Here is a 19,545-nt window from a genome sequence, read left to right as displayed (position 1 = left end):
CGTTTAAAGGCGCTTGGTTTGAGTTGTTTGAGTTGTTCGTAGGTCATACTGGCTTTCCCCCTTAACCTACTTTTACTCACACTCTCGCTATTCACGCAAGAAGTCTACTTAAGCAGCGCCTATCGCTGCTCAAAGCAAATCTCATAGCAAAAAATCTCTAAATTGTTGCATTTTCTTTACATAGTGTTACAGTAGTTAACATAGAGAAACAAAGGACAAACAACCATGAGATACACCACCGACGAAAGAGGCATCCTCAACAACTATGCAGCTGAGCCTGCGGTGTACGTTGCCGAGTTCCCTTCACTAGAGGAGCAACGTCGTTACGCTTTTCAAGGCGCGATCGCTATTTTGTTTGTCACCCTGCTGGTTCTGACTGCATTGGGTGTCAGCTAAGTTATTCAAGATTTCAAGATTTACAGATAAATACAACCAACCAGGACAAACAACCATGAGATACACCACCGACGAAAGAGGCATCCTCAACAACTATGCAGCTGAGCCTGCGGTGTACGTTGCCGAATCCCCTTCACCAGAAGAGCAGCGTCGCTACGCTTTTCAAGGCGCGATCGCTATTTTGTTTGTCACCCTGCTGGTTTTGACTGCATTGGGTGTCAGCTAAACCTGAATAATGAGAAGTTTCAGACACTTAGGAGTTCCGTTATGAAGACTGACTTTGACTTTGATGCCCGCTATCAGTTTGCCCCGACTGTCTTTAACACTGATTTCAACAACTTTGCCCCCATCAGTGCGAATCAAGCTTGGTCGCTGTTCTTGACCGCTGGTCGTAACGATGCGGCACTGGGAGATAATCCGGAAGTAGGACAACTCTTCAACAACATCTTGAGTGCTGTTGTCTTCACAGTGATTGTCGGAGCCTTTACTTTCTATTCGTTTTAAGACTGAAAACAAAGACAACGTGAAAATTTCTTCAACCCCAGCTCCTTCAAAGCTGGGGTTTCTCATTTCTAGGCATTGTCGTTTGACCGGGGTGAGTAGCTAATTGATTCATGGAACAATAGAGAAAGTTTAGTTTCCGTGGGGAAGCATTCCCTCTAGCCATTGCTGCTCATGTCCAAGACACATAAAGTTGAAATTTACCATCAAGGCAATACTCAGACTCTTGAAGTGCCAGAGGAGAAAACCATCCTTCAGACTGCCTCTGCTGCTGGATTAGACTTACCCAGCTCTTGCAATGCGGGAGTTTGTACTACCTGTGCGGCTAAGATTCTAGAAGGCAAGGTAGAACAGGGGGATGGCATGGGCGTCAGTCCAGAGCTTCAGGCACAAGGCTATGTATTGCTCTGCGTCGCTTATCCCCGATCCGATTTAAAAATTGAGAGTGGGAAAGAAGACGAACTGTACGAGCTACAATTTGGGCAGTTCCAGAAGTAGTGCTTTTTCAGGCTTTTCAAACAAAGCCTACGGTCGTTTAGCCTTGACTCAGCGCAGGGCAGGCTGGTCTTTCAATATTCCGTACTAGAAACACTAAGATGACGACGCACTTTATTACCGCAGAAATTGACCTTCAGGAATCGCCAGTGCAGCTGCACTCTGCGATTGAGGCAGAATTGGAAAAACGGGGAGAACCCTTGCGCTGGGCGATCGCTTCTGTAGATGTCGAACAGCAGAAAGCCCACGTTGAGGCAATTGTCACAGTGGCATCCGACTCAGCTCAGTGAATCGGCGTCCTTACACGGTTGTATTAATTGTCCCGACTGGGGTTGGGGCAGCAGTTGGGGGATATGCGGGGGATGCATTGCCAGTGGCAAGAGCGATCGCGCAAATCTCCGACATCCTGATTACCCACCCCAATGTCCTCAATGGTGCCCAGTTGTACTGGAATTTGCCCAACGCTTTCTACGTGGAAGGTTATGGACTTGACAAATTTGCATCTGGGCACTGGGGATTGCGACCCGTGCATCAGAATCGGGTCGGTTTAATCCTCGACCAAGGAATTGAACCCGAACTGCGGCTGCGGCATATTCAGGCAGCGGATGCCACGAGAGCCACGCTGGGATTGAATCTCACAGATTATGTAGTGACAGACGCCCCGCTTGGGGTGGAACTGCGAACAGCGGCATCCGGAGCCAGTTGGGGGACGATTGGAAATCCCGATAGTTTATTACGGGCAGCAGAGGTACTGATTACTAAGGCGAGGGCAGAAGCGATCGCAGTCGTGGCGCGTTTTCCCGATGATATCGAAACCGAGGCGCTGGAAAGTTACCGACACGGGCAGGGAGTTGATCCCCTCGCCGGTGCTGAAGCTGTAATTAGCCACCTGATCGTGCGAACCTTTCAAATCCCCTGCGCCCATGCCCCAGCTTTGTTACCCCTACCCCTCGATCCGCACCTGTCTCCCCGATCCGCTGCCGAGGAATTAGGCTATACTTTTTTACCCTGCGTTTTGGTTGGTCTGAGTCGCGCCCCCCAGTTTATTAAAGAAACCCACGGTGGTGCGACCTTACCCGGCGATATGTGGGCAGATCGAGTCGATGCCGTCGTTGTACCCGCAACCGCTTGCGGTGGTAGTGCAATCCTGAGTTTAAGCCAGACGCGATCGCAGATTATTGCCGTCGAAGAAAATAAAACTCAGATGCAAGTTCCTCCAGAACAGCTGGGAATCAAAGCATTGCGGGTAAACTCATATTTAGAAGCACTCGGTGTCTTGGTGGCCCATCGGGCTGGCATTAGTCCAGGTGCTATTAGTCTAACCCTGTCTTCGCTAGTCAGAATTCAGTAAAGCAGACAATCCTCTACTTTTACCTTCATCCTTCATCGTTCCGAAGTGGCAAAACAGCTTCCTACCGATCCAGAAATCGAATCCCTGACGCGCACCCAAATTTTAATTGCAATGGGGGTGACAGCGATTGTATTGCTCGTCATCGCCAAGCTGTCCTTACATTTCGGCTCGTTTTCCGTGATGCCCGTGCGCCCGACTTTAGAAGCATCACTTTTGGGCGTAGGAATTGGGCTAGGAATCACGGGTGCCAGTAGTGTCATCTATCGCCTATGGCCTAGTTATCAGCGCAGCGCCGATTACTACCTGGAATTAGTGCTAAAACCCTTATTGTGGCCCGATTTGATTTGGTTGGGACTTTTACCAGGTTTAAGCGAAGAATTGCTGTTTCGGGGTGTAATGCTGCCAGCAGTAGGATTAAACGAGGTCGGGCTAGTAGGATCGAGTTTTTGCTTTGGCATCCTACACCTGAGTGGCCCTCAACAATGGCCTTATGCAGTGTGGGCAACCACTGTGGGATTGCTACTCGGTTATAGCGCCTTGGAGACGGGTAATTTGCTAGTACCAATTGTGGCTCACATTACGACGAATTTAATATCCAGCTGCCTTTGGAAGCTAGATACTAAAAAGGCATAAATTTTAAGAGTTGGGAATAGATTGTTGGGAAAGAAACCAGAAACTGCGATCAGCAGTAAAATTCTCTCTTCTCTTTCTCTACGCTCTCTCCGTCCTCTGCGGTTCGTTTTTTCATAAATCAAATAAGACTTTTATACCTTTTTTTTGTTAATGCGATCGCGCTGCTGCCAAAGCGATCGCTTGCGGTAATATCTTGTGTTCCTGCACTTGAATCCGGGCGTGTAGCGTTTCTAACGTATCGTCAGGCAGAATCGGGACAGCCGCTTGTAGCAAAATTTTGCCGCTATCAACTTCTACATCTACCAGATGAACGGTACAGCCAGTTATTTTTACGCCTGCGTTCAAGGCTTGTTCAACCGCCCGAATTCCCTTAAAACTCGGTAACAAACTGGGGTGAATGTTAATCATTCGATCTGGGAAAGCATCCACTAAAACCTGGGTAACGACACGCATCCAACCTGCCATAATTACCCATTCCACCTGATACTGCTGCAAAGTTCCCACAATTTCTCGATCTAACCCTTCGCGGCTGTTAAAGTCTCGGTGATTCAGCAAAACAGTGGGTACACCCCAGCGTTCGGCACGGGTAGCGGCTTTTGCGCCCGGATTATTGTAAATCAGAACTTTTATTTCGGCATTGAGTTGCCGTTGCGCGATCGCTTCCGCAACTGCCTCAAAATTACTGCCATTTCCCGACGCCATCACACCTAATTTCAAAGGAGGGCGATCGCTCAAAAGATTGGGAGGAACCATTGGAGAAATTAGGCTGGAGATATAATTAGGGCTAGAATCAGATGTTGAGGGCTTGAAAATCATGGAGCTAGAAATACACAATGAATTATTAATAGAATCTAATAATTTTTATATCAAAATATGTCCCATAGAAACAGAGCTTAATTACTTACCCTCATTTGGAGCAAAAATTGACTGTAAAATTTCTCCAACAATTAAACTCCAATATAATTACACGGATCGCATCTGGTTTAAACTTGAGGATTTTGATAAATTTATAACCGATGTACAAGGCATTGTATCTGGAACAAGAGAGATAGCGGAACTTAATTCTATGAGTCAATCGGCAATTTTCATGATTAGCAAATCTGGCAACTATTCAAAGGTTACTCTAAATTTCGATGCAGGTTTCTCTTTTGCTGGAGATGGAAGAAGAATTCAAGTAACAACATCTTTTCTGGAAAAATACGATTTTATAAACATTCTTTCAAGGTCTATTACAGAATTCTGGAAAAATTTCAAATGTCTGCTGAGAGAGGAGAACCCATCAAAAACGATTTAAGGGGAAGTCTAGCGGGCTAGGGATAAATTTAGCTACGGATGGATTAGTATTGATATCTTTAGCGTCCTAGCAAATGGGAACCAGCCGGACACTGAATTTGCCCAGATATATCTTTAGGTGGTGTTGGCATCGCAGGCGCGGTAGATGAAGGTTTATCGGTTTCGCAAATTGCCGTCCTTGTAATATTTTCACCGTTATTTGTGACAACAAATACAGCACCCGTGTAGCTATTAAGTTCGGGGCGCTTGGCTTTGGCAGTATGCATCACGCTCTGAGTGCCATTGCCTTGAGGCACAATTTTGTAATTATAGCTCTCTGTCTCTAGCTTAATCCCAACACCCAACTGCTCGATTGTTGTACCAAATTTATTATTTTCCAAGTAATACGCTTGTTGGGCACGGTTCATCGCACCGATGTACGTTTTCCCTTCAGATTGTTTTGCTTTGGTGGCTTGATTGTTAAATGCTTCCTGAATATCAACAATTTTAGTATTGGGAGGTAAAGTGGGTGAGTCAGAAAGCTTTTGAACCGGGATTTCATAAGCAACCGAGGACTCAGAGGACGTTTCAGGCGGGAGGAGAAATAATTTTCCTTCTGGCGTCAATACAAATTTCAGCGCCTGACTGGATGATGGATTGTTGACTTGCCATTGTCCTACCCATCGATCTGCGCCTGAATTGTCTTTAGCAGGACTGGGAGAGGAAGAAACTGAAGGTGTATTGGTTGAATTACATCCATAGATAGCGAGTAACCCAAGCAATCCGCTAAGCATTTGGAAACCTGGGTGTAGGCTGCGTTGCTTGAATACGGTTGTGTTCACGTTATCGGTTACTGACAGGAGATTAACAGGATCTTACCAGTACCGCCAGGTAGAATAACGCTACGACGCTAACATTCAACGGTAAGCCAATCGTTCAATGAAAAATACCCACTCTTCTCGTAGGCAGTTGTTAGATAATGATGCGATCGCTGCCTGGATTTTTCTGACCCCCGCCTTAATTCTGTTGGGGCTTTTTCTCCTATGGCCTATCGCTTATTTGTTTTACCTCAGTTTTACCACGGGTAGCTTTACCGCCGCAGGTGTGCGCTTGGTGGGATTGAGAAACTACTGGCGTCTTATGCTTAGCCCTGACTTTTGGCAGGTTCTCGGTAACACTGCTTATTTCACCATTGCCACAGTGATTCCCAGTTTAGTAATTCCCTTGGGTTTAGCAGTGCTATTAAATCGTGCCTTTGCCCTGCGAGGAATCCTGCGAACTGCCTATTTTATCCCCTCAATCGTCAGTCTCGTGGCAGCCGGTTTGGGGTTTCGCTGGTTGTTTCAAACCGAAGGGCCAATCAACGTATTTCTAAACCTTATCGGAATTGAACCGATTTCCTGGCTGGGTAGCACGTTTTGGGCGATGCCAGTGCTGATTTTATTAAGCATTTGGAAGCAACTCGGTTTCAATATGGTGGTGTTTTTGGCAGGATTACAGGCGATTCCCTCTAGTCGATATGAAGCCGCAGAACTAGATGGTGCCAATTCCTGGCAGCAATTTTGGTACATTACCCTGCCAGGACTGCGCCCGACTCTCATCTTTGCCACCGTCACGACGGCTATTTTTACCCTGCGGAGTTTCGAGCAAGTTTACGTCATTACCGGCGGCGGACCATTAAACTCGACTAATTTGCTGGTTTATTACATCTACGACCAAGCATTTGCCCAATTTGATTTTGGCTATGCCGCCGCCGCCGCTACAGTGTTGCTGGCAGTAACGCTGGTGCTAGTGTATCTCCAGCTAAAAACTTGGGGTGAAGAAGGCTAACTCTATGACTACCAGCCTAGAGTGGGCAATGCTACCCTCGTCAAAATCTTTGGTAGTCGGTGTTAAGTGCGATCTTTTAGGCAATTTAGTTGCGTGAGAAATAAGCCTACTATCTTCTGGAGGATTTTTAATATTTAAAAAGTCCACCTTTAGGAAGGTTATGTCTGATACGGCATCTATATAAAGTAATACCGATAAAATTTTGTAAAAAAATTTTATTCTAGGGATTCGATAAAACGACAGATAAAGCCAACACAGTAGAGTTAAAAATTGAATGGATTTGACGTATTTTTTAAGCATCTATTAAAACGTCCAATCTCACTTCAACTTGGCTCTACCCTCAACTGCTAAATTCTTGGAGAAGCCAGATTTATGAGTGTATCATCCATTTTACGCACAGCCAGAATGATAACTGCTACATCAGTTGCAGTCGCGACAACTGTTATTGTTAGCTTCTCAGCCAGCGCACAATCCACAGGCTTTGTGAAGAATAATGGACAGTTCCCCCCTATAGGAGAAAATGGATTCGTTGAAATTGGGGATGCTGGTCAACTGCTTTCTAATCCCCAAATTATTGCAGGAGGACCAGCCACATTAGACTTTATTTCCGGAGAAATTGATAGTCCTATTGATGTTGACCTGTTCAAGATATCCCTGACTGGTACAACTCCATTTTCAGCTGGGCTATACGGTTTTAGCCCTGGTTACTCCCTACTTGCTGACTTCCAGTTGTTCCTCTTTGACTCAAATGGCAAGGGGGTCATTGCCAACGATGATACCCCACTGACACCTGGTGCAACCTATCCAGAAAAAACTTTTGATAATGTTTCTGCTTTACCTCGACTGCTACCAACTTTGTTACCTGCCGGAGACTACTTCCTGGGAATTTCTTGGTTCAAGAACGATCCGGTCAGCAATGAGGGACTAATTTTCCCCGATCAACCATTTCAGGCAGTTGTTGGACCCACGGAACCAGGGGGTAACTCACCTCTTAGCAATTGGACAGGAGAAAGCACTACCGGCGGCAATAGTTATTTGATTTCCCTCTCAGGAGTTAAACCCGTCGCCACAGAAAAGTCCGTCCCCGAATCCAGTTCTACATTAGGTATCGTAATGCTGGCTGCTTTAGGTGGCTATTCAGCACTAACTCGCAAGCAGAAATCACTGACTCTTAGAAAGAATAGCCAGTGATTTCAAAAAAACACAACCCAAGCAGTTAACCTGAAAGTGGTTAAATAACCTCAACCCAAAAGTCAGCGGTAACAACCTTACCACCCCGATTAAATTGACCCCAAACTTTATATTTTCCTGGTTGAGGAAACTGAGTGTGGAAAGATACTTGCTCTAGGGGAGTATTTTTCATAGCGTGGGCGTGAATGTAATCTGCGGCTGTCAAATTTGGTGATTGTCGCAGAATTACTAAATGCCCTTTCTCTCCTAAGTAAGGCTGCAAATCTTTAATCGGTTGATTGTCAGCAGCATTTTGTAAGTTAAACTGCAAGGTTACATCTTCACCTGCTTTTATTTTTGGCGCAGAAAAGGTAAAATTCACTTTCGTATCACCAAAAGTTTTAGCAGAGTTTAGGTCAACAATTGGGTCAGGTGAAGTAATTTTGCCTGCCACTTGTGCTTTTAATACCGAGACTTGTTCTTTTTCTCCGCTTGGTTTATAGTCGCTAAAAAGGCTGTAATTACCAGGTTGGGGAAAACTGGCATTTACTTCAAAACGCCCATTCTGCTTGTAGGTGGGATGAATATGATTGAAAAACTGAAAATCGTCACTGACAACAATCAAGTGCATCAGTTTTTCTTGAAATGTGTCAAACTTAGCGATCGCTTTCCCGGATTTGTCTTGAATGTCAATTGCTAAAGGAACGGGTTTGTTTGGGGTAATCGTTCCTTGAATCGTCAGCTTTGCCTGCGCTGCCCCAGTCTCAGGCATCGCTTCGTGCCCCGATTCGTGCTTCGATCCGTGCCCCATGTGATGCCCCCCATGAGAGTCGGTTCCAGCCGTGTGATGCCCCTTATGGGAGCTATTCGTAGTATTTGTAGGGGTCGCTTGCATCATTCCATCCTTCATTTTCATCGTATGAGTGACTGCGCCTGTAGCGATCGCGCTTCCTGCCACTAACCCAACCAGACCCAAAAGCATTGACTTATTTTTCATCATTTTACTCCTCTTGATTTGCCATTGCGGCTGCTTTTACTTCCAGGACACCTCTAGCCATATTCATCCCACAGGTAAAGGCGTATTCGCCTGGGATTTTTGGCGTGAATTCTACAGGTGTCATCCGATTCAGATCCAAATCTTTAGCAATGTGAAAATCCGGTAAAATAATTTTTTCCAGGCAACTACTGGGGTCTTTTCTGAAAAAGTTGAGCCGCACAGGTTGCCCTGCTTTCACGACAACTCGATTTGGATCGTAACCGCCATCTACTTGGATAGTCAGTTCCTGAATTCCTTGATTTGCTGTCGCTTGTTGGGCTTGAGTTTTACTCACCAAAAACCACCAAAGTTCTAGACCAATTAAAGCCAACCCGCCTAAAGTAATGCCCAGTTTTAGCTCAAAAGGTTGCTCAATTTGACTGACTTGATTGGTTGCCATTGGTGCCTCGGCTGAAGTGGCTTTTGCAGGTATTCCTGAGAAAACTGAGAGCAAGACCCACAAACCGAGAAGATTACTCCAAACCTTTTTTTGAATTACCATATTTCCTCCTTTTCTATGCGGTTAGAAATTGAGTTGCGGCTGAAAATTCCGCAAGCGCAAAGCGTTAGTAACGACAGAAACCGAACTGAATGCCATCGCTGCACCCGCAATCATCGGGTTCAGCAACCAACCGAAAATCGGGAATAAAATACCAGCAGCAATCGGAATTCCCGCCACGTTGTAAATGAAGGCAAAGAAGAGATTTTGGCGAATATTCTGCATCGTGGCGCGACTTAATTGAATTGCAGTAACAATCCCTTGCAAGTCGCCAGAAATGAGAGTGATATCGCTAGCCGCGATCGCTACATCGGTTCCGGTGCCAATCGCTATCCCCACGTCTGCTTGTGCCAGTGCTGGGGCGTCGTTGATGCCATCCCCTACCATTGCCACCACTTTGCCTTCGGCTTGTAGTTCCTGGACTTTAGCGGCTTTTTGGTCGGGACGGACTTCTGCAAATATTCGCGTGATGCCAACTTCTTGCGCGATCGCGTCTGCTGTTTTGCGGTTATCCCCGGTTAGCATCACCACTTCTAAACCCATCCGGCGTAGCGATCGCACAACGCCTGCGGAAGAGGGTTTGAGGGCATCGGCAATGCCAATTAATCCCTGCATTTCGCCATCTACCGCAATCCAGACGGCAGTTTTACCAGCAGATTCCCAAGCAACTTTTTGTCCTTGCAAAGGTAGTGTTTCAATCCCTAATTCATCCATCCAACGCTGAGTACCAATTTGCACCAGTCGGTCTGATACAATCCCTTGAACGCCACTACCCGCGATCGCTTCAAAATTTTTCGCCTCTGGTAATGGAAACTGGACTTCCTGAGATTGGGCATACCGAACAACCGCTTCAGCCAAGGGATGTTCTGAATTGCGTTCAACGGCTGCTGCTAACCTTAATAGTTTTATCTCGTTGCTGTGGGCAGTTCCCACCATCGTGATGTAGTCGGTAACGGTGGGTTTTCCCTGAGTGAGAGTCCCCGTTTTATCTAACACAATCGTTTGAATTTTATGCGCCACTTCCAGACTGTCAGCACCTTTAATTAAGATGCCATTTTCCGCACCTTTGCCGGTTCCCACCATCACAGAAGTCGGCGTTGCTAAACCCAAAGCACAGGGACAAGCAATAATTAACACTCCTACCATTGTCATGAGGGCCATTGTGAGATTGCCCATCACGTCGAACCAGATAATAAAAGTAGCGATCGCGATCGCAATGACCACTGGCACAAACCACCCCGTTACTCGATCCGCCAATCGCTGAATTGGGGCTTTGGCACCTTGTGCTTGTTGCACCAGTCGGACAATTTGAGCCAACACGGTATCCCGTCCAACTCTCGTCGCCCGAAACTGAAAACTGCCAGTTTTATTAATCGTCGCCCCAATTACTTCATCCCCCGTTTGTTTCTTCACGGGCAAGCTTTCACCCGTCACCATCGCTTCATCGATAGTAGACGTGCCTTCTACCACTTCCCCATCCACCGGGATTTGTTCGCCAGGACGCACTAAAACCACATCGCCAACTTGAACAGCTTCAACAGGAACATCGATTTCCTGTCCATTTCGGATCAAACGCGCCGTTTTTGCTTGCAAACCCATCAATTTGCGAATCGCCTCCGACGTTTGCCCCTTGGCGCGAGTTTCTAAAAACCGTCCTAACAGAATTAAAGTAATCACAACCGCTGCTGTTTCGTAATAGACATCTGTAATTCCCCTCAAGAAGCCAGGGAATACAGTAACAAACAGCGAGTACAAATACGCCGCACCTGTACCCAGCGCAATCAGCGTATTCATATCAGCCGCGTGACGTTTTAAGGCTTTCCACGCACCTGTGAAAAAGGATTGACCGCACCAAAATAAAACTGGCGTTGTCAACACTAGCTGCACCCAAGAATTATGCAACCATACCGGAATTAAAGGGATGTGCAACCCAGTCATTGCTGGGATTGACCCCACCACCAGCACAATACTAATCACTGCACCGAATAGCACTTTCCGCACCAACTCCTGTAGTTCCTGGCGGCGAGTAGCTGCCTCGGTATCATCTTCTTTGCTTCCTAATTCTCGAACTGGCGCGGCTGCATATCCGGCGTCCGTGACAGCCTGCTGAATTTCCTCTAAACTCGTTTGCTGAGGCTCGTACTTGACGGTCGCCTGTTCCATGCCGAAGTTAACGTTACACTCGCTGACGCCTGGAACATTGCGAATTGCTTTTTCTATCGCACCGGCGCAAGCCGCACAACTCATTCCTTGTAACTTCAGAGAATGTGTTTCCATAACTTTCTCTAGCTCGATGATTTTAGGTTAATCTCTCTAGTTAACTGGAGAGTCAAGGGGATAGAGAAAAAATATCGGGTGCCATATTGGTTTTGAAAAGCGCGATCGCGTGAGAGTGTATGCAGCAATAATTCCGCCGCCACCTCACCATCCCCATCCGTTTAGAAGAAGGCACCCATGAATCGCGACCAGCTAATTGCAGAATTAAAGCTTTGCATAGAGCCATTGTTACCGGGTTATCTAGCCGTTTTTGATTTGGCTGATACGAAGCGGCGCAACCTTTATTTAGGTCACGAAGAAGTAGATACAGATATTTTAGAATTCGATACTTTGTTAAAAGCTCACCTTGGTGAAGCTTTCAAAAGAATTGGGGGCGATCGATGGATTGCTTTTGTTACCGAAAATCAACTCAACGTTTTCGATCGCTTAATTTTGGCATACCAAAGGGAAGTCCCCATATCTGCTGGTTGGGAATGTAGAGCGATCGCTCCCAACGGCACCTTAGCCCACATCCACAAGAAAAATGATGTGTTCCTAAGCCGTGCTGTTAGATGTGCATATTTGAGAATTCAAAATACTAACGAAGTGGCGACTGGGCTAAATGACCTAGTAGAAAAAATTTGGCATTTCCCTATTAATTCAGCAACCCCCCTAAGGCAGGAATTAACCTTTAATCAACCAAAATGGAAGTGTATCATCGGCAATCTACCTGGCACAGAGTTCTGTCCATTCTGCAAAAGTACAGAGTTTGAATGGCTAGAAGGTACTGATGACACGGCTTACGGAATTTGTAAGGGTTGTCGCGCCGAAGCCGATTTTGTATACGGCTAAATATCACACTCCTAAATGATTCGTGAAGACGAAATTCCCGACTTCGTGAGAGAAGTCGGGAATCTGAAGGTCTGACTTACAACTCAACTAAAATTGCCTTATTCGTAACTATGTGTTGATATTCGCTTTTCTTCGATAAACTTAAGCCATAAAGCCGCAGTAATGCCCCAAATGGCATTAAAAAATAATACAAACAGTGGAGTTAAAACTCCCAATTTCAACCCTAGCAGCCCTTGATTCCCTTTCACCGGAAATACAATTAGTAATTGCACCAGTGTTGGCGCAAGACTATAGAAAATCCCTCGCAACCAATAGGGGTAGCGCAGAAAAGGCAAGACTAAGAGAAATCCCCATAAACCACCCCAAACGATGCGAGGATACAGCCAATCTGGGGTGAAAGCTGGCGCAATTTTAACCCCCAAGGCAGCAGTGATGCCCAGAACTCCAAACAGCCAGACAGCGAGACTATTTGCCAGTCCTCCTAAAGCGCCAGCGGCGAAGACGAGTGTTAATTTTCTGCTCCACTGCTGCATCCAAAATTCTCCTAACCTTTGCGATAATCTTAATCGCTAGGCGACAGGATATCCAGCGTTCGCGATCGCTTCCCTCACTTTGTCTGCTGGCTGTTGTGTTTCCACGCTTACGAACTTGGTTTTGGTATCAGCCTCTACCTTCGCGGTAGGGTCAAGAGTGGCAACTGCCTTGGAAATCGTGTCTACACAGGCAGAACAAGCCATGCTGGGAACTTTCAGTTGTAGTGTCATAGTGTAAATTCAGGATTATTGTTTCAATCGCTATTATGAAATCTCCAGTTAACTGGAGAGTCAAGTAAATGGACATCCAAACTGCTCAACTAATTGTGAATGGCATCGCCGTGGGTTGCATCATTGCGCTAGCGGCGATTGGTCTAACGCTGACTTATGGAATTTTGCGCCTTTCCAACTTTGCTCATGGCGATTTTATGACCTTGGGCGCGTATCTTACCTGGTTAGCGAATATCAGTGGGATAAATATTTGGCTGTCAATGATTCTAGGCGCGGGAGGAACGGTGGCGGCGATGCTACTGAGCGAACAGCTGCTCTGGAAACCAATGCGGGCACGCCGCGCCTCCCCTACCACCCTGATCATCATCTCTATTGGACTTGCCTTGTTTCTCCGCAATGGCATCATTTTCATTTGGGGAGGAGGCAACCAGCGCTACAATTTGCCGATTGCCTCCGCTATCAACATCCTGGGAGTCAACGTGGCTTATTACCGGATTGTTGTCATGGTTTTAGCCGTCCTCGCCATGTTGGGGCTGCATTTCCTGTTGCAGAACACCAAAATCGGGAAGGCAATGAGAGCAGTTGCGGATGATATCGATCTCGCTCGCGTCTCAGGCATTAACGTTGAGCGCGTGGTGATTTGGACTTGGCTTATTACTGGCGTTTTTACGTCCCTGGGAGGAGCTATGTACGGGCTGATTACGGGTCTACGCCCCAACATGGGATGGTTTTTGATTTTGCCGATGTTTGCGTCGGTGATTCTCGGCGGGATTGGCAACCCCTACGGCGCGATCGCGGGTGCGTTGGTAATTGGTATCGCCCAAGAAGTTAGCGTCCCCATCCTGGGGTCTGAATACAAGCAGGGCGTTGCCCTCTTGATCATGGTCTTAATTCTGCTTGTCCGTCCCCAAGGCTTGTTTAAGGGCACCCTATAAAAGGATGAAGGATGAAGGGAGAAGGATGAATACAACAGGCTATCCATCCTTCTGCCTTCCGCCTTCATCGTTGCCATTCGCCCTAACCTCAAAACTGTAGATTCAGTTTTCTTAGAGATGGATTACGGGTTGATGATGTGGAAATAAATCGCTGCAACTAGGAAGTTACCCGCTAAGAGAATCAGCGAAACGATAGTGCGAAAAGGATAGGGAGGTTTACTCGTCTGAGTAAGAGAACCTTTTGGTTTCTTGGCTTGTGCAGTCATAAGCATTCGCTCCTAATTTTGGACTTTATCAAGAAATACCAAAGAGCTGTCACAATTAGCACGGCTCGATAGAAATATTTTCATTTACCACACTCTTCCTGAAAGCAGCATAGACGTTGATAGGCGCTTCGCCGATGCACGATAAATAGAAAAATTCTTTTTTCCTCCCTTGGCTTCTTGACTTTAATCACTCTCTCCCGCATGGTAGGAGCTGCGGACGAGGGGACCGGAACGGACGTGAGCAAAGCCCATTTTCCGGGCGATCGCTCCCAGATGCTCAAATTCTTCTGGCGTCCAGTATTTTTGGACTGGCAGATGTTCTAGAGAAGGGCGCATATACTGACCGAGAGTAATGCGATCGCATCCAACATTCCGCAAATGGGTCATCGCCTCAATCACTTCGGCTTCAGTTTCCCCGTGTCCCAGCATCAAGCCGGATTTCGTGGCAATTGTGGAGTCAAGTTCTTTCACAATCCGGAGAACATCAAGCGATCGCTCATACTGTGCCCCCCTTCGCACCCGTCCTTGCAGACGCCCCACCGTCTCAATATTGTGGTTATAACAAACAGGTGACGCTGCAACCACCGTCTCAATCCGCTGGCGTTGTTTCTCCTGTGCATCCTTACCTCCCCAGAAATCTGGCGTCAATACCTCAATTAGAGTTTCCGGATTCAGCTCTCTTACCGCCACCATCGTCGCCGCAAACCAACTCGCCCCCCCATCCGGCAAATCATCTCTTGCCACCGAAGTCAGCACCACGTAGCGCAAAGAAAGCAACTGCACCGCCTGAGCCACCTTTTGCGGTTCTTCCGGATCTAAAGGCATCGGTGCCTGCCCTTTATCCACTTGACAAAAAGCACAGGCACGGGTGCAAGTTTGCCCCATCAGCAGAAATGTTGCTGTCTTTTGAGCATAGCACTCCCCCCGATTCGGACAGCGCCCCTCTTCGCAAATCGTGTGAATTTGCCGCTGCTTGATAATTCGCTGCACCGTCGAAATGTCGCTAGCTTTCCCAATGGAGCGTCGCAACCAAGGCGGTAGCGCCTCAATTTCTGACCTCCACGCTTGTACATCAGGCTGAATGTGTCGAGCATTCGTTTCGGTAGGCAAATTCATGTTTTTTTCTGGGCTGCCAGCTCAATAAGCATCCGTATAATACAGAACTGAAGCCGATTTACCTGTAGACTCAAGGGCTTACAAGAATTTCTATAGCAATTCTCTATTGGATGCAGTACGGTTTAACCCAGCCCCTCCCCGTGAAATGGGTTCAATATTCCCCCCTCTCCGTGAACGGAGAGGGGCTGGGGGTGAGGTTTCGAGTGTATATTGCACTCAAGTGAGAACCGCTATATTGCCTACTTTCGTCCGGCTTTGTCTCTATAGTCGGTGCGGACTAGTCGGTGCGGAACACAAAAAAGCCTCTACAGTCGTTGGGCAATGCGTCAGTCCTATGATACAAATCTTAAAGCATTCAACTCTAACTCTGATTCTGCTCTAGTTTTTTTACCTTTCAACTCAGACCGGATTAATCTAGAACTAGGCACGCTGCTGGCTTTTTGGCTTTATGTTTATGTATATCAAGACCATCGAAGAGTGAGGGTATCAGGCAAGCCATTGTATTGCTGTATACCAAGCACTCATGACAATCCCCATTACGGCGCTAGCGTTGGTTTACCGTAATCGGGTATAGAAATCATAGTTCTGTAGCGCAGACACACTTGTACTACTCATTCCAAATTATCCTGATTGGTAGGAACGCGAGGAAGTTTTCTGCTAGCCGCTCATCTAGCTGAAAATTACCGACAAAGCAGCAGTCGGATCAACTCAACTTTAGTTTTTCTTTAAATTACCCCTAAGGAGTCAGTCGTGGCAGGTCACAAAATTCTGGTGATTGATGACAGTCGAGTAATCAGAAATACAGTACGAGATATGTTACCTCCGGGTAACTTTGAAATTTTAGAAGCAAAAGACGGGCTGGAAGGCATGAATCTGATCTACCAGTCGCACCCGAACTTGATCATGTTAGATTTTCTCTTGCCCAAAATGAGCGGGTGGGAAGTGTTCCAGCAGATTCAAAGTAAGCCCGAACTTCAGTCAATTCCTTTAGTTTTAATGTCTGGTCGCAAAGAAGAGGTGACGGAGAAAATCTCCGAACCTTTTGAACATTTTGAATTCATACCCAAGCCTTTTGACCAGAAGCAACTAATTGCGGCTATCAAGTCAGCAATGGCAAAGTCGAGAAACCGCCCAGTGGTAGTACCGCCCACACCGCAGCCAGTCTCTAAGGAGACCGTTCCACCAGACTCAGGGGCTGGTTCAGCAGACATTCAGCAGTTGAATGCCAAGATTGCCAAGATGCAAGCTGAGATGGACGCCTTGAAGAAACAGGTGGCTGCAATGGCAGCAGTGCCTAGTGAGGTTGAGGGATTGAAGAAACAGCTAGCTCAAATTGTGACATTCATTAAACAAAAGCTGAAGTAATCGCTAGCATTTATAGAATAATCTCACCCGTTGGATACTGCCCCATTCAATTTTCCAACGTAGCGAACTGGTAATCGGGGCGTTCTTTCGGTTGAGTTGCTTGTTTCAGGGAATGCCCTCAGTCACCACTCCTAGGAGTTAGTTATGCCAAGTAACAAGATCCTGGTTATCGATGACAGCACCACCAGTCGGAGCCTAGTCCGAAAGCTATTGCCCCAGAACAACTTTGAAGTTCTGGAAGCAAAAGACTCTCAAGAAGGACTCAATTTAATCCGAAAAGAACGCCCAAATTTGATCGTGCTGGATTTCCTGTCATCTCAACCCAGTAGCTGGGAAGTCTTTCAACAAATTCAAGTCTCTCCGGAACTTCAAAAGATTCCTTTAGTGGTGACATCAGGGCGTAAAGAAGAAGTTACACACAAAATTCCGGAACCGTTTGAGTATTTTGAATTTGTTGCCAAGCCGCTAGAGCAGAAGACGCTGATTCAGGCGATGAAATCAGCAATGGCGAAGGCGAAACTGCCCCGGCGACAAGCTGCTGCGCCTGCTGCCCAAACAGCCCCAGCCGGTAAAGGCAGCCCAACAGCTCCCGCCGCTCAGAAAGCCGGAGCCGTAACTCAAAAAATCCTGATTGTTGATGATGCTAAAGTCATTCGGGCTTCATTGCCCGAAATGTTGCCTCCGGGAACCTTTCAAGTTTTAGAAGCAAAAGATGGCGAAGAGGGACTCAATCTCATCCGCCAAGAACGTCCGAATGTAATTATTTTGGATTGGATTCTGCCTCGGATGAGCGGTTGGGAAGTCTTTGGACAACTTCAAGCTTCACCCGAACTCCAGATGATTCCCTTAGTAGTAATCTCTGGGCGGAAAGCAGAGGTGATGGAGAAACTCTCAGAACCGTTTGAGTATTTTGAATTTCTAGAGAAGCCTTTCAATGAGAAGCACTTAAATCAGGCAATCCAGTCGGCGATCGCTAAAGCCAAATTACCACGCCCACAAGCTGGAAAACCTTCTGCTCAGACAACCGCAGTTGTTGCTGGCTCTACAGATGCATCTGCTGAAATTAAGGCATTAAATGAAAAAATGGCGGCAATGCAGGCTGAAATTAAGGGATTGAAGGAACAAGTGGCTGAAATTCCGGCATTGAAAAAGCAATTGGCTCAGATTATGGCTTTCGTCAAGCAGAAACTAAGTTAGAAACTCTATTAATTAACTTGAATACCGAGATTATTTATTGGCTGTTCATAACTGCTTGCTCATAGGGTGATTAGGATTAGCAATTAGTATCAAACTACTGATTAATTTAAAAAAGGGGTAAGGATTAGTCAGTATTAATATCCTGAATCACTCCCCCTATGCCATCTCAAGGAAAGTAAAAACATCAATTGCAGACCCTAACCCTACTCCAAACTTCCCCTCTTAACGAGGAAAGAGATAATTCTACTTTTTTCCGTTAAGAAAGGCATTGAAGGAGTTTTACTTGTCTAATCAAGCTCTCTGCGACCTTCTAAGGCTCGTGCTAGCGTCACCTCATCGGCATACTCTAAATCACCCCCCATCGGTAAACCGAAGGCAATCCGCGTCACTTTTGTAAAAGGTTTCAGCAATTGACCGACGTACAGGGTCGTTGTCTCACCCTCCACGCTGGGACTAATTGCCAAAATCACTTCTTTAATTTTTTGCTGACTTACTCGCCGCACCAGCGGTTGAATATTCAGTTGATCAGGGCCAATTCCATCCATCGGCGAAATGATGCCTCCCAAGACGTGATACTTACCGCTATACTCGCGAGTTTTTTCTAGCGCAATCACATCACGGGAATCTTCCACGACACAGAGTGTGCTGTTGTCGCGGTTAGAGTTACGGCAAATATCGCAGACAGGTTCAGCCGCCAGGTGAAAGCACACCTGACATAAACCGACTTGCTTTTTTGCCTCTACTAAAGCTTGAGCCAGGGTTTCTACTTCTTCGGGCGATCGCTTAATAATATGCAATGCCAGACGTTGTGCAGTTTTCGGGCCAACTCCTGGCAACCGTTGTAATTGCTCAATAAGACGAGCTAAGGGACGTGTGTAAACCGTTGTCCTATCTCCAATCTGTATGCTTCCATATTTATCCTAAACCGCCGGTAGATGGGATTGATACAATCTGCCTCTATCTGCGGGTTCCCAATAAAAAAGCGCCCCCTTTTGGGAGGCGCTTTTGATTCAGTAGAGACGTGATGTATCTATCTTGTCTCTAACGATTAGCCATTGATGCTGGGAGCAACCAGAGCCACTGGGGTGGACTCACCAGCTGCCAAGTCGAGGGGGAAGTTGTGAGCGTTGCGCTCGTGCATCACTTCCATACCCAGGTTGGCGCGGTTGATCACGTCTGCCCAAGTGTTGATGACCCGACCTTGGCTGTCAATCACTGACTGGTTGAAGTTGAAACCATTCAGGTTGAATGCCATTGTGCTGATTCCTAAAGAGGTGAACCAGATGCCGATGACCGGCCATGCACCTAACAAGAAGTGCAAGGAACGGCTGTTGTTGAAGGAAGCATATTGGAAGATTAACCGACCGAAGTAGCCGTGAGCTGCAACGATGTTGTAGGTTTCTTCTTCTTGTCCAAATTTGTAACCGTAGTTCTGGGATTCGGTTTCGGTGGTTTCACGCACCAAGGAGGAAGTCACCAAAGAACCGTGCATGGCGGAGAACAGGGCACCCCCGAAGACACCGGCTACACCGAGTTGGTGGAAGGGGTGCATCAGGATGTTGTGCTCGGCTTGGAACACGATCATGAAGTTAAAGGTTCCGGAAATCCCTA

At 46.7% G+C, this 19,545-nt stretch carries 24 protein-coding genes and 2 pseudogenes; 15 read left to right on the top strand and 11 right to left on the bottom strand.

Going from position 1 to position 19,545, the window contains the following annotated elements; translation table 11 throughout:
- Positions 1–225: 225 nt before the first annotated feature.
- The 7 genes from H6H02_RS25670 to H6H02_RS25640 all read left to right on the top strand — a co-directional run bounded on the left by H6H02_RS25670 (position 226) and on the right by H6H02_RS25640 (position 3,376).
- Complete coding sequence (locus tag H6H02_RS25670) at positions 226–396, top strand: ssl1498 family light-harvesting-like protein (protein WP_190823133.1); 171 nt, start codon at positions 226–228, stop codon at positions 394–396.
- A gap of 55 nt (positions 397–451) precedes the next feature.
- Complete coding sequence (locus H6H02_RS25665; protein ID WP_190823131.1) at positions 452–622, top strand: ssl1498 family light-harvesting-like protein; 171 nt, start codon at positions 452–454, stop codon at positions 620–622.
- A gap of 41 nt (positions 623–663) precedes the next feature.
- Entirely contained in the window at positions 664–900 is a 237-nt protein-coding gene (locus H6H02_RS25660) for a hypothetical protein (RefSeq protein WP_190823129.1), read from the top strand.
- Between the two features lie 171 nt (positions 901–1,071).
- Positions 1,072–1,395 (top strand): 2Fe-2S iron-sulfur cluster-binding protein, encoded by a 324-nt coding sequence (locus H6H02_RS25655; RefSeq protein WP_190823127.1) that lies wholly within the window; start codon positions 1,072–1,074, stop codon positions 1,393–1,395.
- Positions 1,396–1,493: 98 nt separating this feature from the next.
- Positions 1,494–1,682, top strand: a complete 189-nt coding sequence (locus H6H02_RS25650) for a hypothetical protein (RefSeq protein WP_190439363.1) — start codon at positions 1,494–1,496, stop codon at positions 1,680–1,682.
- Positions 1,679–2,743: a DUF3326 domain-containing protein gene (locus H6H02_RS25645; protein ID WP_190823125.1), complete on the top strand. Its 1,065-nt coding sequence runs from the start codon at positions 1,679–1,681 to the stop codon at positions 2,741–2,743. The genes H6H02_RS25650 and H6H02_RS25645 overlap by 4 nt, the downstream gene beginning before the upstream one ends.
- Positions 2,744–2,788: 45 nt before the next feature.
- Positions 2,789–3,376, top strand: a complete 588-nt coding sequence (locus H6H02_RS25640; RefSeq protein ID WP_190823123.1) for a CPBP family glutamic-type intramembrane protease — start codon at positions 2,789–2,791, stop codon at positions 3,374–3,376.
- A 147-nt stretch (positions 3,377–3,523) separates the two neighbouring features.
- On the opposite strand, the gene purN is transcribed toward H6H02_RS25640, so the two are convergent.
- Positions 3,524–4,129, bottom strand: a complete 606-nt coding sequence (gene purN / locus H6H02_RS25635) for a phosphoribosylglycinamide formyltransferase (RefSeq protein WP_347342656.1) — start codon at positions 4,127–4,129, stop codon at positions 3,524–3,526.
- A gap of 61 nt (positions 4,130–4,190) precedes the next feature.
- Here purN and H6H02_RS25630 point away from each other — a divergent pair, with 61 nt between their 5' ends.
- Entirely contained in the window at positions 4,191–4,670 is a 480-nt protein-coding gene (locus H6H02_RS25630; RefSeq protein ID WP_190823118.1) for a hypothetical protein, read from the top strand.
- Between the two features lie 58 nt (positions 4,671–4,728).
- Here the strand turns inward: H6H02_RS25630 and H6H02_RS27820 are convergent, their stop codons facing one another.
- Positions 4,729–5,490, bottom strand: coding sequence for a type IV pilin-like G/H family protein (locus tag H6H02_RS27820; protein WP_190823116.1), 762 nt, complete (start codon positions 5,488–5,490; stop codon positions 4,729–4,731).
- 97 nt (positions 5,491–5,587) lie between these two features.
- Between H6H02_RS27820 and H6H02_RS25620 the strand changes: the two genes are divergently transcribed.
- Both H6H02_RS25620 and H6H02_RS25615 read left to right on the top strand, forming a co-directional pair.
- Complete coding sequence (locus tag H6H02_RS25620; RefSeq protein WP_190823114.1) at positions 5,588–6,478, top strand: sugar ABC transporter permease; 891 nt, start codon at positions 5,588–5,590, stop codon at positions 6,476–6,478.
- A 372-nt stretch (positions 6,479–6,850) separates the two neighbouring features.
- The gene (locus H6H02_RS25615) at positions 6,851–7,669 is read left to right on the top strand and encodes a DVUA0089 family protein (protein WP_190823112.1); all 819 of its coding nucleotides are present in this window, start codon (positions 6,851–6,853) and stop codon (positions 7,667–7,669) included.
- A 40-nt stretch (positions 7,670–7,709) separates the two neighbouring features.
- Here H6H02_RS25615 and H6H02_RS25610 read toward each other — a convergent pair whose 3' ends face one another.
- The 3 genes from H6H02_RS25610 to H6H02_RS25600 are packed head-to-tail and all read right to left on the bottom strand — an operon-like array spanning position 7,710 to position 11,460.
- Positions 7,710–8,648, bottom strand: a complete 939-nt coding sequence (locus H6H02_RS25610) for a hypothetical protein (protein WP_242040877.1) — start codon at positions 8,646–8,648, stop codon at positions 7,710–7,712.
- Between the two features lies 1 nt (position 8,649).
- A complete protein-coding gene (locus tag H6H02_RS25605) occupies positions 8,650–9,186 on the bottom strand; it encodes a cupredoxin domain-containing protein (RefSeq protein WP_190823110.1) in 537 nt (178 codons plus the stop codon).
- Positions 9,187–9,207: 21 nt separating this feature from the next.
- Positions 9,208–11,460, bottom strand: coding sequence for a heavy metal translocating P-type ATPase (locus tag H6H02_RS25600; protein WP_190823108.1), 2,253 nt, complete (start codon positions 11,458–11,460; stop codon positions 9,208–9,210).
- A gap of 177 nt (positions 11,461–11,637) precedes the next feature.
- Here H6H02_RS25600 and H6H02_RS25595 point away from each other — a divergent pair, with 177 nt between their 5' ends.
- Positions 11,638–12,291 carry a hypothetical protein gene (locus H6H02_RS25595; protein ID WP_190823106.1) on the top strand — a complete coding sequence of 218 codons (654 nt, stop codon included), beginning with the start codon at positions 11,638–11,640 and terminating at the stop codon, positions 12,289–12,291.
- Between the two features lie 98 nt (positions 12,292–12,389).
- On the opposite strand, the gene H6H02_RS25590 is transcribed toward H6H02_RS25595, so the two are convergent.
- Positions 12,390–12,824: a hypothetical protein gene (locus H6H02_RS25590; protein WP_190823104.1), complete on the bottom strand. Its 435-nt coding sequence runs from the start codon at positions 12,822–12,824 to the stop codon at positions 12,390–12,392.
- A gap of 36 nt (positions 12,825–12,860) precedes the next feature.
- The gene (locus H6H02_RS25585; RefSeq protein ID WP_190823102.1) at positions 12,861–13,055 is read right to left on the bottom strand and encodes a heavy-metal-associated domain-containing protein; all 195 of its coding nucleotides are present in this window, start codon (positions 13,053–13,055) and stop codon (positions 12,861–12,863) included.
- A gap of 68 nt (positions 13,056–13,123) precedes the next feature.
- Between H6H02_RS25585 and H6H02_RS25580 the strand changes: the two genes are divergently transcribed.
- Complete coding sequence (locus H6H02_RS25580; RefSeq protein ID WP_190823100.1) at positions 13,124–13,990, top strand: branched-chain amino acid ABC transporter permease; 867 nt, start codon at positions 13,124–13,126, stop codon at positions 13,988–13,990.
- Positions 13,991–14,112: 122 nt separating this feature from the next.
- Here H6H02_RS25580 and H6H02_RS25575 read toward each other — a convergent pair whose 3' ends face one another.
- Both H6H02_RS25575 and lipA read right to left on the bottom strand, forming a co-directional pair.
- On the bottom strand, positions 14,113–14,256 hold the full coding sequence (locus H6H02_RS25575; protein ID WP_190411226.1) for a photosystem I protein PsaX: 144 nt from the start codon (positions 14,254–14,256) through the stop codon (positions 14,113–14,115).
- A gap of 183 nt (positions 14,257–14,439) precedes the next feature.
- On the bottom strand, positions 14,440–15,372 hold the full coding sequence (lipA, locus tag H6H02_RS25570; protein ID WP_190823097.1) for a lipoyl synthase: 933 nt from the start codon (positions 15,370–15,372) through the stop codon (positions 14,440–14,442).
- A gap of 750 nt (positions 15,373–16,122) precedes the next feature.
- Here lipA and H6H02_RS25565 point away from each other — a divergent pair.
- The 3 genes and pseudogenes from H6H02_RS25565 (at position 16,123) to H6H02_RS25555 (ending at position 17,934) form a co-directional block, all read left to right on the top strand.
- Complete coding sequence (locus H6H02_RS25565; protein WP_190823095.1) at positions 16,123–16,737, top strand: response regulator; 615 nt, start codon at positions 16,123–16,125, stop codon at positions 16,735–16,737.
- Between the two features lie 144 nt (positions 16,738–16,881).
- Positions 16,882–17,268: pseudogene (locus H6H02_RS27400) on the top strand (response regulator); the annotation flags it as partial.
- Positions 17,242–17,934, top strand: coding sequence for a response regulator (locus H6H02_RS25555; RefSeq protein ID WP_190823136.1), 693 nt, complete (start codon positions 17,242–17,244; stop codon positions 17,932–17,934). The pseudogene H6H02_RS27400 and the gene H6H02_RS25555, both read left to right, overlap by 27 nt.
- A 287-nt stretch (positions 17,935–18,221) precedes the next feature.
- Here H6H02_RS25555 and recR read toward each other — a convergent pair whose 3' ends face one another.
- Both recR and H6H02_RS25545 read right to left on the bottom strand, forming a co-directional pair.
- A complete protein-coding gene (gene recR, locus H6H02_RS25550; protein WP_190823135.1) occupies positions 18,222–18,833 on the bottom strand; it encodes a recombination mediator RecR in 612 nt (203 codons plus the stop codon).
- A 149-nt stretch (positions 18,834–18,982) separates the two neighbouring features.
- Positions 18,983–19,545, bottom strand: a pseudogene (locus H6H02_RS25545) (photosystem II q(b) protein); the annotation flags it as partial.

It is taken from the genome of Coleofasciculus sp. FACHB-1120, assembly GCF_014698845.1.
Taxonomy (GTDB): Bacteria; Cyanobacteriota; Cyanobacteriia; order Cyanobacteriales; family FACHB-T130; genus FACHB-T130.
Note: the sequence above shows the minus strand (reverse complement) of the source record. Positions and strands in the feature narration are given on the sequence as shown.

Coding starts and splice junctions, on each gene's coding strand:
- H6H02_RS25615 (WP_190823112.1), top strand. CDS start 6,851: ATGAGTGTATCATCCATTTTACGCACAGCCAGAATGATAACTGCTACA.
- H6H02_RS25660 (WP_190823129.1), top strand. CDS start 664: ATGAAGACTGACTTTGACTTTGATGCCCGCTATCAGTTTGCCCCGACT.
- H6H02_RS25575 (WP_190411226.1), bottom strand. CDS start 14,256: ATGACTGCACAAGCCAAGAAACCAAAAGGTTCTCTTACTCAGACGAGT.
- H6H02_RS25590 (WP_190823104.1), bottom strand. CDS start 12,824: ATGCAGCAGTGGAGCAGAAAATTAACACTCGTCTTCGCCGCTGGCGCT.
- H6H02_RS25630 (WP_190823118.1), top strand. CDS start 4,191: ATGGAGCTAGAAATACACAATGAATTATTAATAGAATCTAATAATTTT.
- purN (WP_347342656.1), bottom strand. CDS start 4,129: ATGGTTCCTCCCAATCTTTTGAGCGATCGCCCTCCTTTGAAATTAGGT.
- H6H02_RS25595 (WP_190823106.1), top strand. CDS start 11,638: ATGAATCGCGACCAGCTAATTGCAGAATTAAAGCTTTGCATAGAGCCA.
- H6H02_RS25600 (WP_190823108.1), bottom strand. CDS start 11,460: ATGGAAACACATTCTCTGAAGTTACAAGGAATGAGTTGTGCGGCTTGC.
- H6H02_RS25665 (WP_190823131.1), top strand. CDS start 452: ATGAGATACACCACCGACGAAAGAGGCATCCTCAACAACTATGCAGCT.
- H6H02_RS25580 (WP_190823100.1), top strand. CDS start 13,124: ATGGACATCCAAACTGCTCAACTAATTGTGAATGGCATCGCCGTGGGT.
- H6H02_RS25610 (WP_242040877.1), bottom strand. CDS start 8,648: ATGATGAAAAATAAGTCAATGCTTTTGGGTCTGGTTGGGTTAGTGGCA.
- H6H02_RS25620 (WP_190823114.1), top strand. CDS start 5,588: ATGAAAAATACCCACTCTTCTCGTAGGCAGTTGTTAGATAATGATGCG.
- H6H02_RS25585 (WP_190823102.1), bottom strand. CDS start 13,055: ATGACACTACAACTGAAAGTTCCCAGCATGGCTTGTTCTGCCTGTGTA.
- H6H02_RS25605 (WP_190823110.1), bottom strand. CDS start 9,186: ATGGTAATTCAAAAAAAGGTTTGGAGTAATCTTCTCGGTTTGTGGGTC.
- H6H02_RS25655 (WP_190823127.1), top strand. CDS start 1,072: ATGTCCAAGACACATAAAGTTGAAATTTACCATCAAGGCAATACTCAG.
- lipA (WP_190823097.1), bottom strand. CDS start 15,372: ATGAATTTGCCTACCGAAACGAATGCTCGACACATTCAGCCTGATGTA.
- H6H02_RS25555 (WP_190823136.1), top strand. CDS start 17,242: ATGGCGAAGGCGAAACTGCCCCGGCGACAAGCTGCTGCGCCTGCTGCC.
- H6H02_RS25670 (WP_190823133.1), top strand. CDS start 226: ATGAGATACACCACCGACGAAAGAGGCATCCTCAACAACTATGCAGCT.
- H6H02_RS25650 (WP_190439363.1), top strand. CDS start 1,494: ATGACGACGCACTTTATTACCGCAGAAATTGACCTTCAGGAATCGCCA.